Here is a 13,747-nt window from a genome sequence, read left to right as displayed (position 1 = left end):
GTGCCATCGGGTTCCGGGCGCATGAGTCTGACGCGCGTCGCGCGGCTCCCGAACCTTCTCACCATTGCGCAGGTATCCTCTGTAATCGGGTGAGGGTGAAAGGCGAATCCGCATCACCGCAAGCCGGTGTGCGCACCGGTTACCGGATGCGTCGCGCGTATGCCCGCAGTCGACTCGAAGCCTTTGCGGCGGGCCCTCGCGGGTGACAGCACCGGACCGGCGATCCATGCAATCATGCGGGCGTCGCATGCGCTGCCGGTGCGTCGCTCGCCGTTGCGTGCGGCCGATCCGCCTACGGTGAGCGATACGCGGCAGCTTCGCGCACTTGCCATGCGATGCCTGCCCGAGGCACGATGCGCGAACGACTTCGCGAACCGCGTCACCCCGTTACTTCGTCATCACGCATTTCACGCATGCAAGATTCCAGCGAAAACCCTCCGTCACGCGTGCGGTTGCTGAAAGGCATCCTGCCGATCCGCCGCGCGGGGGCCATCCGCGATGTATTCGCGGGCATTTCGCTCGCGTCGATGGACATCCCGCAGGTGCTCGGTTACGCGCGCATCGCCGGCATGCCTGCCGTCACGGGCCTTTACACGGTGTTCCTGCCGCTCATCGCGTTCGCGTGCTTCGGTGCGTCGCGCCATCTGGTGGTCGCCGCCGATTCCGCGACCGCGACGATCTTCGCGAGCCGGCTTGCGAAGATGGCGCCGGCCGGCAGCGCCGACTATGCGGCGCTGGCCGGCATGGTCGCGCTGCTGACCGCCGCGATGCTGCTGCTCGCGCGCATCTTCAAGCTCGGCTTTCTCGCCGATTTCCTGTCGCGCACGGTGCTGGTCGGCTTTCTCGCCGGCGTCGGCGTGCAGGTGTCGATCGCGATGCTCGGCGACATGCTCGGCCTGGCCGTGCCGTACCCGGCATCGCGCAGCCTCGCGCAATTCGCCTATGTCGTCACGCATCTCGTCGACGCGAACCGGCCGACCTTCGCGCTCGCGGCACTCGTGGTCGTCGCGATTCTCGTGTGCAAGCGGTTCCTGCCGCGCGTGCCGGTGCCGATGATCGCGGTCGCGGGCAGCATCGCCGCGAGCCATGCGTTCGGCTTCGCCGCGCACGGCATCGCGGTGCTCGGGCCCGTCGCGGGCGGGCTGCCGCCGCTGCGCTGGCCGTCCGTCACGTGGCAGCAGTTCCTCGATCTCGTGCCGGTCGCCGCGTCGTGCTTCGTGATGATCATCGCGCAGAGCGCGGCCGCCGCGCGCGTGTTCGCGCAGCAGTACGGCGAGGACGTCGACACCAACGCCGACATCCTCGGGCTCGCGGCCGCGAATGCGGCCGCCGCGGTCGGCGGCGCGTTCGTCGTCAACGGCAGCCCGACACAGACGGCGATGGCCGATGGCGCGGGCGTGCGCAGCCAGATCGGGCATCTTGCGTTCGCCGCCGTTGTGGCCGTCGTGCTGCTGTTCCTCGGCACGACCCTGCAGTATCTGCCGCATGCGGTGCTGGCCGGCATCGTGTTTACGATCGCGCTCGGGCTGATCAACGTGCGCAGCCTCGCGGCGATCCGCAACGAAAGCCCCGGCGAATTCACGCTCGCGCTGGTGACGGCCGTGGCCGTCGTGACGGTCGGCGTCGAGCAGGGCATCCTGCTGGCCGTCGCGTTGTCGCTGATGCGGCACGTGCGCCACAGCTACCAGCCGCACACGATGGTGCTCGAACCGGTCGAAGGCAACGGACGGTGGCAGCCGGTGCCGACGCGGCCCGGCGCGATGACGGCGCCGGGGCTGATCGTCTACCGGTTCGGCTCCGGCCTGTTCTTCGCGAACGACCATCTGTTCGCTGCCGAGGTGACCGAACTCGTCGATGCGGCGCCGGTGCTGCCGCGCTGGTTCGTCGTCGACGCGGGCGCGATCACCGATCTCGACTATTCGGCCGCGCGCACCGTAACCGATCTGGTCGAGACGCTGCACGCGCGCGGGATCGGCGTGCTGTTCGGGCGCGTCAGCCGCTATCTGCGCGCGGACATGGATCGTCACCGGATCACCGAGGTCGTCGGCGCGTCGTGCATCTTCGCGACGCTGCATCAGGCGCTGGAGGCGGCGGGCACGACACCGTCGCCGCAGGAGCCGGGCACCGTGTAGCGTGAACCGGCGCTAGGCGGCCGTGCGGAAGCGCGCGAAGCCGTTGCGCAGGTGGCGGGTCAGTTCCGTCGCGGCCGGCGTGCGCTGGCCGCGCGGCAGATGAAGGTTGATCGCGAAGTTCGGCAGCGCGGGCAGGCCGCTGCCGGCGGGCAGGATGTCGAGGTCGGCCGGCACGGTGGACGCGAGCCACACGGTCACCGCGAGATCGGAGCGCACGGTCGCGGCCGTCGCGTCGAAGCTGCCGTTCTCGAACACGGTGCGCCATGCGCGATCGCTGCCGCGCAGCGCGTCGAGCACGGTCGGGCGGAACGCGCAGGCCGGCGCGACCATCGACACCGGCAGCGGCATGTTCCGATGCGCGGTGCCGCCTTTCGCGCCGACCCAGACCAGCCGGTCGACCGCGATGCATTCGCCGCGCGACGGCCCGACCGGCGCCTCGATCAGCGCGACGTCGAGATCGCCCTGCGTGAGCCCCCGGCGCAGTTCCGGCGATGCCGCGCACACGAGCGAGAGCGCGACCTGCGGATGCGCTTGCGCATAGCCTTTCAGGATCGGCGCGAGACAGGTGCCGACGAGATCCTGCGGTGCGCCGACGCGAACGGCGCCTTCGACCGCGCCGGCCGTCAGGTCGGTCAGCAGCGCATCGTGCACGGCGAGCAGCCGGCGCGCCTGTTCGAGCAGCCGCTCGCCGGCCGCGGTGAGCAGCAGGTTGCGATGCTCGCGGACGAACAGCGGGCCGGACAGCGTTTCGAGCCGCGCGACCTGCTGGCTGACCGCGCCTTGCGTCAGGTGCAGCGCGTGGCTGGCCGCCGTCATGCTGCGATGATCGGCGACCGTGACGAAGGCGCGCAGCAGCGCGATGTCGAGATTGCGTGTCATGCGTCGCATTATGAATGCTAATGGCAGGCATAAAAAGCTTTCGCTTTCGTAATGGGTAGATCGCAGGTAAAACGGAGCTTCGACGACGACAACCGGGAGCCTCCGTGCTGCTTCGCGACTACCTGCCGCTGATGCTGTTCGTGATCGTGTCCACCGTGACGCCGGGCGGCGCGACGACGCTCGCAACCGCATCGGGTGCCCATTTCGGCTATCGGCGGTCGCTGCCGCTGATGGCCGGCATCGCGGCCGGCCTGGCGTCGATGGCGGCAGCCGCCGCGGCCGGGCTCGGCAGCGTGTTGCTTGCGCTGCCCGCATTGCAGCTCGCGATGAAGGCGGCCGGCTCGTTGTATCTCGTGTGGCTGGCCGTGCGCATCGGGCGCGGCGGCAAGCCGCGGCTGGATGCCGCCGTCCACCGGCCACAGGGGTTCGTCAGCGGCGTCTGGATGCTCTGGCACAACCCGAAGGGCTGGGCGATGACGCTCGGCGCGGCCGCGTCGTTCGCCGCGCTCGCGTCCGGGCCGGCACGGCTCGGCGTATTGCTCGGGCTGGCGTTCGGCGTGGCCGCGATGGCGTCGCTGTCGCTGTGGTGTTTCGCCGGGCTGCTGTTCGCGCGCGTGTTGCGCACGGAGCGGCAGTGGCGCTGCCTGAATGTCGGGTTGGGCGTGCTGCTCGTGGTGTCGATCGTGCCGATGTGGCTGCCGTAGCCGGGAAGCCGCGCGCGTCGTGCGGCGCCCCTCGCGCTCAGCGCGAACCGAAGCGCGCGGCGCCGGCCGATCGCCCGCCCGTACCGGCCGACCACAACGGCAGCCGCAGCGTCGTGACGAAGCTCGCCGCGTGCAGCGCGCAAAGCAGGCCGAACGCCCACGCGTACGCGACGGCTTGCGTGCCGCCGCCCGATATCGATTCGGCTTGCAGCCGCCACGCGAGGAACAGCGTGCACAGCGTCGTGAACGTCGGGCCGCCGAGGCGCTGCACGATATTGAGCGACGTCGTCGCCATCGGCAGGTTGCGGTGCTCGACCGACGCATACGCGGCGGAGATCGACGGCGCACCGATCGCGCTCTGGCCCATGCCGCGCAGAAACAGCGCCGGCACGAGCACGTACGGATCGTAGCCGGTCAGCGCGAGGGACACGAACGGCAGCGTTGCGACGAAGGCGAGCAACGCACCGGCGGCGGCCAGCCGGCGCACGCCGAACCGGCTCGTCAAAGCGCCCATCGACGGATAGGTGACGAGCATGCCGAGCCCGAGCGGCGCGAGCAGCCAGCCCATCTCGCCCGGCGAGCGCCCGCACGCCTGGATCAGGAACACGGGAATCAGCATCTGGCCCGCGTACATCGCGCCGTTCGACAGGAACTGCGTGCCGGCCGCCGCGCCGAATACGCGGGAGCGAAACAGCGCGAGATCGATCAGTGCGTTTTCGCCCTTGCGTTGCTCGAAGCGCACGAACGCGACGAGCAGCAGCGCAGAGCATGCGATCGCGGCGATGCCGAGCGCCGTGCCGATCCGCTCGGCGCCATACAGGAACAGCACGAGGCCGGGCGACAGCAAGGCGAGGCCGATCCAGTCGAGTTTGCGCGGTTGCGCGTCGTCCCGGTCGCCCGGCAGGAACCGCGCGGCCAGCGCGAGCGCCAGCACGCCGACGGGCAGGTTCACGAGAAACAGCCAGCGCCACGACGCGTACTGCAGGATCGCGCCGGCGACCACGGGGCCGAGGATCGGCGCGAGCAGCACGGGCACCGCCGCGTAGCCGATCACGCGGGCCATCTGCTGGCCGGCGACGCGCGCGATCATCATCTGCGCCATCGGCGCGAGCAGCCCGCCGCTGACGCCTTGCAGCACGCGGAACGCGATCAATGACGGCGCGGACCACGCGAGCCCGCACAGCGCCGACGTGAGCGTGAACGCGGAGAAGCACCACAGGTACAGCGCCTTCGCGCCGATGCGGTCGACGAGCCAGCCGTTCAGCGGCAGCACCAGCGTCAGCGCGAGCAGGTAGCCGCTCGTCACCCACTGGATCGTCGACAGGCCCGCATGCAGGTCGGTCGCGAGGCTCGACAGCGATACGTTGACGATCGTCGCGTCGAGCTGCGACAGCAGCGAGCCGAGCGTCGCGACCGCGCTGACCTTCCAGATCGACGGAGCGAGCCGGCCGGCCGCGCGGCCCGGCGCCGGCTGTGCGCGTCGGTCGCTCACGCGCCGCGCCGGTCGAGCAGCGCGACGATGTCCTGCGTCGAGCCCGTTTCGCCGAGGCGCGGGAACAGACGTTCGATACTGTTCGCGTGCGCGTCCGCGTTGAGGTCGGTCATCGCGTCGACGGCGAGCGTCACGTTGTAGCCGAGTTCGTGGGCCTGCCGCGCGGTCGATTCGACGCCGATGCTCGTCGCGACGCCGGTCAGCACGATCTGCGTGACGCCGGCCGCCTTCAGGTGCGCGTCGAGATCGGTGCCGGTAAACGCGCCCCAGGTTTTTTTCGTCACGACGTGGTCGCCCGGTTGCCGGTTCAGTTCGGGCACGAGTTCGGTCCAGTCGGCGGGCAGCGCGTCCAGGCGCACCTGCTGCTGCGTGCGGCCCGGTGCGACGCCGGCGACGTTGACGAGCACGACCGGCAGGCCGCGGCTGCGGAATGCGTCGAGCAGTTCGCGGGCATGCGCGACCACCGGCGCGACCGGGTGTGCGGTGGGGAGGGCGACGATGCCTTTCTGCAGGTCGATGACGACGAGTGCCGTGTTCGTGTCGAGACGGGTTGCGCTCATGATGGGGCTCCGTGGAATGGACGAAGGAAGGCGGGCGCGCGAATGCCGCGTGGCGCGCAGGCCGGGGTCATTGCTCGCCGATGCGACGGATCAGCGGGATCGCGGCGGCGAGCGTGTCGATGTCTTCTGGATCGAGCCTTTCGATCGCCGCGCCAAGCCACTTGTGCTTCGCGGCATTGCGCTTGCGGCGTGCGGCGAGGCCGGCGGCGGTCAGCATGAACAGGATCTGGCGGCCGTCGGTCGGATGCGGTTCGCGTTCGACGAGACCGTCTTCCTCGAGGCTCGCGAGGATCGCCTTCATCGACTGCGGTTTCATCGCCTCGGCGCGCGCGAGATCGGCGGTCGTCATCGGCCCGTGCCGTTCGAGCCGCGCGAGCGCACTCGTCTGGGACATGCCGAGCCCTTCGGATTCGATCTCGGAGCGGAGCCGGCGGATCAACTGGCCGACCGCGAGGGTCAGGTCGGCGGCGACGAGGTCGGCGGAAACGCCGGGTTTGCGTGGCGGGTTCATGCGGCGGATCATAGAACACGACAGTTAAACTTGCAAGTTTAACTGTCGAATTGACCGGCAGGCCGCGTCACCGCCAGGCGGGCGGTTACGTGCGGCGCGGCAGGGCGACCGGCACGACTTCGCTGTATTTAGGCGTGGCGTCCTCGTGCAGCAGGTCGCCGAGATATTGCGCGAGTTCGTCCGCGGCGAGCGCGGATGGAATCTGCAGGTTGGCCGGGCGCCGCTTGCCTTCGGCGCCGAGATCGAACACGGCCCAGTGGCCGTTCGTACGCACGACGGCGAGCAGCCGTCCGAATGCGCTGAAGCGGTATTCGTCCTGCATGGCATCGCTCCCGTAGGGTGAACGCGCCGGCCGCCTGTGCGCGCTTACTGGATCGAGCAGGTCAGCCAGCGATGGATTTTGAGTGCATCGCTCGATACGCCGGCGCGCGTCGGCGCGCCGAGCAGCACGACCGTTTCGCGGCGGCCCTTCACGCGCATGCCCATCACGACGCCGTGCCCCGATTCGTTGATGAAGCCCGTCTTCTGCAGCCGGATCGGCAGGCGGCGATAGCGGACGAGCGGGTCGGAATTCACGTACAGCAGCTCGCCGTCGCCGGGGCGCACGGTGGTCGACGTATCCGTCGAGAAATAGCGGATCAGCGGATCCTGCGCCGCCGCGCCGACGAGCTTCGCGAGATCCTCGGCCGTCGACACGTTGTGCGGCGACAGGCCGGTCGGCTCCCTGAAGTGCGTGTGGCGCATGCCGAGCCGGCGCGCTTCTCGGTTCATCGCCTTGACGAACGCGGCGCGCCCGCCCGGATAGTCGCGGCTCAGCGCGGCGGCCGCGCGGTTTTCCGACGACATCAGCGCGATATGGAACATGTCGCGGCGCGACAGCTCCGAGCCGACCTGCAATCGGGAACCGGTGAACTTGATCGTGTCGCGATCGTGCGCGGTGACGCGCAGCACGCCGTTCAGCGGACGATCCGCGTCGCGTGCGACGACGGCCGTCATCAGCTTCGAGATCGACGCTATCGGCCGCACGGTGCGCGCGTTGCGGGCCAGCAGCGGCGTGCCGGAGTCGACGTCGAGCACATAGGCCGCGCGTGAATGCAACGACCTGACCGCGCGCGGGCTATAGCCGCAGCTTGCCATCAGGCGCGGTTTGGCGGCGGCCGGGCGCGGGCGTACGGCGGTCGTGCGCTTCGCGCGGCGATGCTGCGGGGCGGGCGCCGCATGACGCTTGACCGCACGATGCTTCGCGTGCGGGCGGCGATGCTTGACGGCTTTGATCTTGCGGTGGGCGGGCTTCTTCTTGACGGCTTTCGCATGCGCATGGACATGTGCGGTGCGATGCGGCTGCGCGCGCTGCGCGGACGCGTTCGCGGCGAACGCGAGCAGCAGGAACGAGAGGGCGAGGATCAGGGTGGTCCGGGCGCGACGCAGGCGCGCGATGAGGCCGGTCAAGCGAAAGTCTCCTTTTCACGCGCGATGCGGCTGCGCGGAATGCATGGGCGGTCAGCGGGTGCGGGAAATTATACGGTCGATCGCGTGGCGATGAAGATTGGATCGCGCGCAATGGCGTGTGATGCAGGCAGATTCGGGTCGTTCTTTTGCTGTCGATCAACGGCACGCATGCAGTGAAGAATCGTAAAGGCGTGCCGTTCCGGGCCGGCACACCGCAGGATGCGGCGTGGTTCAGCGCGGCCAGTTCCGCCGCGACACGACCGCAAAACTGATCGCGATCGAACCCGTCACCGCGCGTGGCGGCGCGTCTTCGATCGCATCGCCGAAGCGAAAACGGCGGCTGCGTCCGTCGCTGCGTTCGGCACGACGCTTCGGTGCGCGCGTATCGACGGCGGCGGTGCGTTCGTTTGCAACCGCGCCATCGCAGGATGGGACCGCCACGCATTCGGACACGGGATCTAGTGACATGACAGTAAATTCCGGGAAGGGCATGCCCGTATTGAACGTCATCGCATTCGATCAGTAAAATGAATATTTCGATCGTTACGATTCCCTTAAAGAATGGAACTGAAACTGCTGCGAACGTTCCTGACGGTCACCGAGCTGTGCCATTTCAGCCGCGCGGCCGATGCGCTGCACATGAGCCAGCCGGCACTGAGCAAGCAGATCGGCGCGCTCGAGGCGAGCCTCGGCGGCAAGCTGTTCGAGCGCGGGCGGCACGGCGCGGAGCTGACACCGTTCGGCGAACGCTTCCTGCCCGATGCGCAGGCGCTCGTGCGCGATGCCGACGAGATTCTTGCGCGTGCGCGGGAGGCGACCAGCGGGCAGCGCGGGCATCTGCGGCTCGGCATCTGCCTGTCCGTGCTGACGCTCGTGCCGAAGCTGGTCGCGGAATTTCGTCGCCGCAATCCGGGCATCGCCGTCACGCTGAGCGACCTGTCGTCGTCCGAGCAGACGCGCCGGCTGCGTGCGGGCAAGCTCGATGCCGGGTTCCTGCGCCTGCCGTCCGACGACGGGCTGTCGTCGTTCAAGGTGATCGACGAAGGGCTCGCGCTCGCGGTGCCGCCGCATCTCGGCTTCAAGCGCGTGCCGGCCGACCTCGACGTGCTCAACGAGATCGGTTTCATCGCGCTGCAGCGTGCGCGTGGCCCGGGGCTCGCCGCGCAGATCGACCGATGGTGCGTCGAGCGCCGCTTCGTGCCGCACGTGACGCAGCAGGCCGAAGATGTGCAATCGGTGCTGACCTCGGTCGCGGCCGGCGTTGGCGTCGCGTTCATCCCGTCGCGCGCGCAGTACCTGCTGCGCGACGCGACGGTGCTGCCGCTCGACGGCAGGGACGCGAAGTGGCGCGTGGGGCTCGCGTGGCTGTCGGGCCGCGACGATCCCGTCACGACGCATTTCGTGTCGTTCATGCGCGCCGCGATCAAGGGTGCGTGACGCGGCGTATAGTGCTCGCGATTGCATCCTCATCCTGAATGAATGCCGGTCCGGCACCGGCTCACGAACCCGAACCGATGACTTCAGAATCCGACGAATCCCCGCTCGATCCCGCACTCGTTGCGACACTCGCGACGCTGAACGAGGCCGCGAACGATCCGGCGGGCAAGACGTGGTCGCTGCCGAAGATCGCGAAACGCGCGCAACTGCCGATGAGCACGTTGCGCCGCGTGCTGACGCAGCTCGATGCCGCGGGCCTGAGCGCGACGACGCTGAACGAGGACGGTACCGGCAGCGCCACGCTGACCGACGAAGGGCGCGCGATGTGCGCGCAACTGTTCGGCGCGAACGACGCCGGATAAAGGAACGGGCCGCTGATGCGGCCCGTCGTGTTGCAGCCCGACGCATTCACCGCGCCAGCCTGTGTATCACCACCGCGCCGTCACGCCGCCCATCACCGAATGACGGTAGGTCTGGTCGTTCAGCCCGTGCCGGTAGCCGACGTCGAGATCGAGCCAGCGCATCGGCGAATAGATCGCGCCCGCGAGCACGAACGCCGGATTCGCGCCGGCGGTGCTTTCGGTGTTGCGCGACATGCCGACGTCGACCGCGAGCTGCAGCCGGTCGGTCGCCTTGTAGAGCGCCGCGCCCGACACGGCCCAGATCGACGTCAGGTCGCCCTGACGATTCGGCTGGTACGCGAGGCCCGCATTCGCGAGCAGCGAGAAGCGCGCGACGTCGGCCTGCGCGAGCAGCGTCGCACCGGTGCCGACGCGGCCCGTGCCGAGCCCGCGACCGTCGTTGCCGGTCGGCATCGTCACCTTCGGTTTCAGCGCGAGCGACAGCGGCCCGCGTTCGACGAAGCGCCATTTCATGCCGATCTCGACATCGCCGATGCCCGCGCCGTTTTCGTCGGTGCGCGTTTGCAGATGCGTATAAGGCGCGTTGACGTAGAGGTCGACGTGTTCGCCGAACCCGCGCGTGAGCGTCGCGTTCCACAGCTGGTGGCGGCCGCTGTCTTCCTGTTTCGAGGTTTCCTCGGCGTTGAACTCGAACTGCCAGTTCGCATTGCCCTGCGTGCCCGTATCGTCGCTGACGAGCGGGTGGGCCGGATAGGCGTCGAGCGGTGCGAGGAGGGCGCTCGCGGCTGCGAGCGGAAGGATTCTTTTCATTGCATCACCCGTATTGCATCGTGAGCGGCCGGCCCGCGCGCGTTGCGCGGGCCGGCACGTCGTTATCCGAACGGAATCAGAACCACTGCTTGTAGCGGCGCACGTAGATCGTCTTGACGATCTGCGCGAGCAGGATGTAGCCGATCATCGTCGCGGCGAGCCACAGCCAGAAGGTGCCCGGCAGGTGCATGAAGCCGAGCGCATCCGCGAACGGCGAGAACGGCAGCCAGCAGCCGATCGCGATCGCGGTGAACGTCGACAGCAGCACCGGCAGCGCGGCCGTGCTTTGCAGGAACGGGATCTTCTGCGTGCGCAGCAGGTGCACGACGAGCGTCTGCGATACGAGGCTCTCGATGAACCAGCCCGAGTTCATCACGATCTGGCCGCCGGTGCCGCCGTTCAGGTGATACATCGCGCCCGCGCCGAACACGGTCCACATCAGCACGTAGGTCGTGATGTCGAACACCGACGACGTCGGCCCGACCCACAGCATGAAGCGGCTGATGTTGCCGGCTTCCCACTTGCGCGGCTTCTTCAGGAACTCGGGATCCATCTTGTCCCACGGCAGCAGCATCTGCGACGTGTCGTAGACCAGGTTCAGCACGAGCAGCTGCGTCGCGAGCATCGGCTCCCACGGCAGGAACGCGCTGGCGACGAGCACGGAGAACACGTTGCCGAAGTTCGAGCTCGCGGTCATGTTCAGGTACTTCAGGATGTTGCCGAACGTCTCGCGGCCCTTGATCACGCCTTCCTCGAGCACCATCAGGCTCTTTTCGAGCAGGATGATGTCGGCGGTTTCCTTTGCGATGTCGGCGCCGCTGTCGACCGAGATGCCGACGTCGGCGTCGCGCAGCGCGGGCGCATCGTTGATGCCGTCGCCGAGGAAGCCGACCGTGTGCCCGTTCGCCTGCAGCGCCTTGACGATGCGCGCCTTCTGCAACGGCGTCAGCTTCGCGAACACGGTCGTGCGTTCGACCACCTGCGCGAGCGTTGCGTCGTCGAGCGCCTCGATTTCCGCGCCGAGGATCGGCTTGCCGGGTTCGAGGCCGACCTGGCGGCACACCTTCATCGTGACGGTCGGGTTGTCGCCGGTCAGCACCTTCACCGCGACGCCGTTCTCGCGCAGCGCGGCGAGTGCCGGCGCGGCCGATTCCTTCGGCGGATCGAGGAAGGTGAGGAAGCCGCGCACGACGAGGTCGCGTTCGTCGGCGGTGCGGTACTGCTCGCGTTCGTCGCCGCGCGGGATCATGCGCGTTGCGAGCACGAGCACGCGGAAGCCGTCCTCGTTGTATGCGTTGGCCTGTTCGAGCAGCCGCTTGCGCGCGACGAAGTCGAGCGGGCGGACGCCGTCTTCATCCTGCACATGCGTGGAGACGGCCAGCATTTCCTCGACCGCGCCCTTGCAGACCAGCAGGTGCGTGCCGCGCGTATCCTCGACGACCACCGACAGGCGGCGCCGCACGAAGTCGAACGGCAGCTCGTCGATCTTCTTGTAACCCTGCGGCTTCGCGCGATCGCCGATCTCGTCGGCGCGTGCAACGACCGCGATGTCGATCAGGTTCTTCTGGCCGCTCTGGTGGAAGCTGTTCAGCCAGCCGAGCCGCAGGATTTCCTCGTTTTTATGACCGGACAGGTCGAGGTGGTGTTCGAGGATGATCTTGTCCTGCGTGAGCGTGCCGGTCTTGTCGGTGCACAGCACGTCCATCGCGCCGAAGTTCTGCACCGAGTTCAACCGCTTGACGACGACCTTGCGGCGCGCCATCGCGATCGCGCCGCGCGCGAGGTTCGCGCTGACGATCATCGGCAGCATCTCGGGCGTGAGACCCACGGCCACCGCGAGCGCGAACGTGAGTGCGCTCAGCCAGTCGCCCTTGGTCAGGCCGTTGATCATGAACACGATCGGCACCATCACGAACATGAACTTGATCAGCAGCCAGCTCACGCTCGAGACGCCGCGGTCGAAGCTCGTCTCGATGCGCTTGTGGCTCACGACGTTGCGTGCGAGCGAACCGAAGTACGTGTCTTCGCCGGTCGCGACGACGACGGCCGTCGCCGTGCCGCTGACGACGTTGGTGCCCATGAAGCAGACATTCTCGAGATCGAGCAGCGGCGTCGATGCATCGTTCGCCGCGCCGGCCGTGCCGGTGCTCGCCGATTTGCCGGCGACCGCGCCGAGCGTGTCGTATTTCTCGACGGGCAGCGCTTCGCCGGTGAGCACGGCCTGGCTGATGAACAGGTCGCGCGACGCGAGCAGGCGCACGTCGGCGGGGATCATGTCGCCGGCCGACAGGTGCACGATGTCGCCCGGCACGACCTCGCGCATCGGCACCTCGCGGCGCGCCGGCTCGGCGATATCGGTGATCGCGCGCTGCACGGTGGCCGTCGTGCGGACCATCGCCTTGAGCTTCTCGGCCGCGCGCAGCGAACGGAATTCCTGCACGAAGCGCAGCAGCGCGCTGATCGTGACCATCGTCAGCAGGATCGTCATGCCGACGTAGTCGCGATCGCCGGGCGCCGCGAACCAGACGTCGGTGAAGAAGCTGATGGCGGCGAGCACCAGCAGCACGTAGACGAACGGGTTGTGGAATGACATCAGCAACTGGCGGGACCAGTGCGGCGGCTTGTCGTGCGCGATTTCGTTCGGGCCGTGGTGCTGCAGGCGGTCGGCGGCCTGGTCGTAGGTGAGGCCGCGCGTGCTGGTGCGCAGCGACTTCAGCGTGTCTTCGATCGGGCGGGCCGCTTCCTGCGCGGCGCGCATGATGCGCGGTTCGTTCTGCTGACCGGGGCCGGTCTTGATGAAGCCGCGCTGTTTTTTCTGAGAATGATTTCGTTGTGTCATGGTCGCTCCTGGCGCGCGAGGCGGCGGGCGGGGAGCGGCCGTGACGTTATCGACGCACGAGCGCTCCCCGCCGCGTCGCGTCAAACGCGATCGGCTGTGGATCGGTAAAGGCTGGAACGCTCGCCGGCGCGTGGAGTGCGGTCGGAGTGTCGATGCGCAGCGTCGCACCGGCGAGCGGTAATCGACTACTGTCGTCTGAGTTCATCTGCACTCCTGTCGGTTGCGAGTAATCGGCACGGGCGATCGGCAGCCGCGCACGCACGAAGGCGCGCGGCCGGACGGCACGCGAACGGAAAACGCACGCGGCTGGCGCCGCGCGCAACACGAACGCACACGCGCGACGGCGCGTCGCGTGCATTCGACAACATCGAAAAATTCGGCGGGGAATCTGGCCTGTCAGGCCGGAAGGACGCCGCATCCTGCTTCCCGGGATGCGGCAGAAGACGAGGCTCTGCGCGTTTTCCTCAGGCAGCAGTCAAGTTGGTCGAGCACCAACTACAACTCGCATCGGTGTTCACAGAACACTCCATGTAATTAGACGGGGGCGATGGTAAAGGCTCGTCGTGCGAAGC

Annotated in this window: 14 protein-coding genes; 4 read left to right on the top strand and 10 right to left on the bottom strand. The window is 68.3% G+C overall.

Annotated elements, in window-relative coordinates:
• Positions 1-413: 413 nt before the first annotated feature.
• Positions 414-2,132 carry a SulP family inorganic anion transporter gene (locus KVT39_RS02425; RefSeq protein ID WP_217587663.1) on the top strand — a complete coding sequence of 573 codons (1,719 nt, stop codon included), beginning with the start codon at positions 414-416 and terminating at the stop codon, positions 2,130-2,132.
• A 12-nt stretch (positions 2,133-2,144) separates the two neighbouring features.
• On the opposite strand, the gene KVT39_RS02420 is transcribed toward KVT39_RS02425, so the two are convergent.
• Positions 2,145-3,020: a LysR substrate-binding domain-containing protein gene (locus KVT39_RS02420; protein WP_217587662.1), complete on the bottom strand. Its 876-nt coding sequence runs from the start codon at positions 3,018-3,020 to the stop codon at positions 2,145-2,147.
• 95 nt (positions 3,021-3,115) lie between these two features.
• On the opposite strand from KVT39_RS02420, the gene KVT39_RS02415 reads away from it, so the two are divergent.
• On the top strand, positions 3,116-3,715 hold the full coding sequence (locus KVT39_RS02415; RefSeq protein ID WP_217587661.1) for a LysE family transporter: 600 nt from the start codon (positions 3,116-3,118) through the stop codon (positions 3,713-3,715).
• A 37-nt stretch (positions 3,716-3,752) separates the two neighbouring features.
• On the opposite strand, the gene KVT39_RS02410 is transcribed toward KVT39_RS02415, so the two are convergent.
• The 6 genes from KVT39_RS02410 to KVT39_RS02385 form a co-directional block, all read right to left on the bottom strand.
• Positions 3,753-5,207 carry a DHA2 family efflux MFS transporter permease subunit gene (locus tag KVT39_RS02410; RefSeq protein ID WP_217587660.1) on the bottom strand — a complete coding sequence of 485 codons (1,455 nt, stop codon included), beginning with the start codon at positions 5,205-5,207 and terminating at the stop codon, positions 3,753-3,755.
• Positions 5,204-5,767, bottom strand: coding sequence for an isochorismatase family protein (locus KVT39_RS02405; protein WP_034180262.1), 564 nt, complete (start codon positions 5,765-5,767; stop codon positions 5,204-5,206). Before KVT39_RS02405 ends, KVT39_RS02410 begins: the two co-directional genes overlap by 4 nt.
• 67 nt (positions 5,768-5,834) lie before the next feature.
• Positions 5,835-6,290 carry a MarR family winged helix-turn-helix transcriptional regulator gene (locus KVT39_RS02400; RefSeq protein WP_051983655.1) on the bottom strand — a complete coding sequence of 152 codons (456 nt, stop codon included), beginning with the start codon at positions 6,288-6,290 and terminating at the stop codon, positions 5,835-5,837.
• 73 nt (positions 6,291-6,363) lie between these two features.
• Positions 6,364-6,600: a hypothetical protein gene (locus KVT39_RS02395; RefSeq protein ID WP_034180261.1), complete on the bottom strand. Its 237-nt coding sequence runs from the start codon at positions 6,598-6,600 to the stop codon at positions 6,364-6,366.
• A 44-nt stretch (positions 6,601-6,644) separates the two neighbouring features.
• Positions 6,645-7,727, bottom strand: coding sequence for a serine hydrolase (locus KVT39_RS02390; RefSeq protein WP_105392402.1), 1,083 nt, complete (start codon positions 7,725-7,727; stop codon positions 6,645-6,647).
• Between the two features lie 231 nt (positions 7,728-7,958).
• Positions 7,959-8,237 (bottom strand): hypothetical protein, encoded by a 279-nt coding sequence (locus tag KVT39_RS02385; protein WP_034180259.1) that lies wholly within the window; start codon positions 8,235-8,237, stop codon positions 7,959-7,961.
• Positions 8,238-8,288: 51 nt separating this feature from the next.
• On the opposite strand from KVT39_RS02385, the gene KVT39_RS02380 reads away from it, so the two are divergent.
• Both KVT39_RS02380 and KVT39_RS02375 read left to right on the top strand, forming a co-directional pair.
• The gene (locus KVT39_RS02380) at positions 8,289-9,164 is read left to right on the top strand and encodes a LysR family transcriptional regulator (RefSeq protein WP_034180258.1); all 876 of its coding nucleotides are present in this window, start codon (positions 8,289-8,291) and stop codon (positions 9,162-9,164) included.
• A 38-nt stretch (positions 9,165-9,202) separates the two neighbouring features.
• Positions 9,203-9,526, top strand: a complete 324-nt coding sequence (locus KVT39_RS02375; RefSeq protein ID WP_051983654.1) for a hypothetical protein — start codon at positions 9,203-9,205, stop codon at positions 9,524-9,526.
• A gap of 66 nt (positions 9,527-9,592) precedes the next feature.
• On the opposite strand, the gene KVT39_RS02370 is transcribed toward KVT39_RS02375, so the two are convergent.
• The 3 genes from KVT39_RS02370 to KVT39_RS02360 form a co-directional block, all read right to left on the bottom strand.
• On the bottom strand, positions 9,593-10,336 hold the full coding sequence (locus KVT39_RS02370) for a transporter (RefSeq protein WP_034180257.1): 744 nt from the start codon (positions 10,334-10,336) through the stop codon (positions 9,593-9,595).
• 76 nt (positions 10,337-10,412) lie between these two features.
• Positions 10,413-13,175 carry a magnesium-translocating P-type ATPase gene (mgtA, locus tag KVT39_RS02365; protein ID WP_217587658.1) on the bottom strand — a complete coding sequence of 921 codons (2,763 nt, stop codon included), beginning with the start codon at positions 13,173-13,175 and terminating at the stop codon, positions 10,413-10,415.
• Positions 13,176-13,221: 46 nt separating this feature from the next.
• Entirely contained in the window at positions 13,222-13,380 is a 159-nt protein-coding gene (locus KVT39_RS02360; protein WP_175747622.1) for a hypothetical protein, read from the bottom strand.
• Positions 13,381-13,747: the final 367 nt, after the last annotated feature.

Source organism: Burkholderia sp. GbtcB21 (assembly GCF_019091065.1).
In the GTDB taxonomy this organism is placed as follows: Bacteria; Pseudomonadota; Gammaproteobacteria; order Burkholderiales; family Burkholderiaceae; genus Burkholderia; species Burkholderia pyrrocinia_C.
The sequence above is the reverse complement of the archived record's forward strand: the minus strand, read 5'-3'. Positions and strand labels throughout refer to the sequence as shown.

Excerpts from the sequence above, each read along its gene's own strand:
- mgtA (WP_217587658.1), bottom strand. The coding sequence starts at position 13,175 with ATGACACAACGAAATCATTCTCAGAAAAAACAGCGCGGCTTCATCAAG.
- KVT39_RS02400 (WP_051983655.1), bottom strand. The coding sequence starts at position 6,290 with ATGATCCGCCGCATGAACCCGCCACGCAAACCCGGCGTTTCCGCCGAC.
- KVT39_RS02425 (WP_217587663.1), top strand. The coding sequence starts at position 414 with ATGCAAGATTCCAGCGAAAACCCTCCGTCACGCGTGCGGTTGCTGAAA.
- KVT39_RS02385 (WP_034180259.1), bottom strand. The coding sequence starts at position 8,237 with ATGACGTTCAATACGGGCATGCCCTTCCCGGAATTTACTGTCATGTCA.
- KVT39_RS02395 (WP_034180261.1), bottom strand. The coding sequence starts at position 6,600 with ATGCAGGACGAATACCGCTTCAGCGCATTCGGACGGCTGCTCGCCGTC.
- KVT39_RS02405 (WP_034180262.1), bottom strand. The coding sequence starts at position 5,767 with ATGAGCGCAACCCGTCTCGACACGAACACGGCACTCGTCGTCATCGAC.
- KVT39_RS02375 (WP_051983654.1), top strand. The coding sequence starts at position 9,203 with ATGAATGCCGGTCCGGCACCGGCTCACGAACCCGAACCGATGACTTCA.
- KVT39_RS02380 (WP_034180258.1), top strand. The coding sequence starts at position 8,289 with ATGGAACTGAAACTGCTGCGAACGTTCCTGACGGTCACCGAGCTGTGC.
- KVT39_RS02360 (WP_175747622.1), bottom strand. The coding sequence starts at position 13,380 with ATGAACTCAGACGACAGTAGTCGATTACCGCTCGCCGGTGCGACGCTG.
- KVT39_RS02420 (WP_217587662.1), bottom strand. The coding sequence starts at position 3,020 with ATGCGACGCATGACACGCAATCTCGACATCGCGCTGCTGCGCGCCTTC.
- KVT39_RS02370 (WP_034180257.1), bottom strand. The coding sequence starts at position 10,336 with ATGAAAAGAATCCTTCCGCTCGCAGCCGCGAGCGCCCTCCTCGCACCG.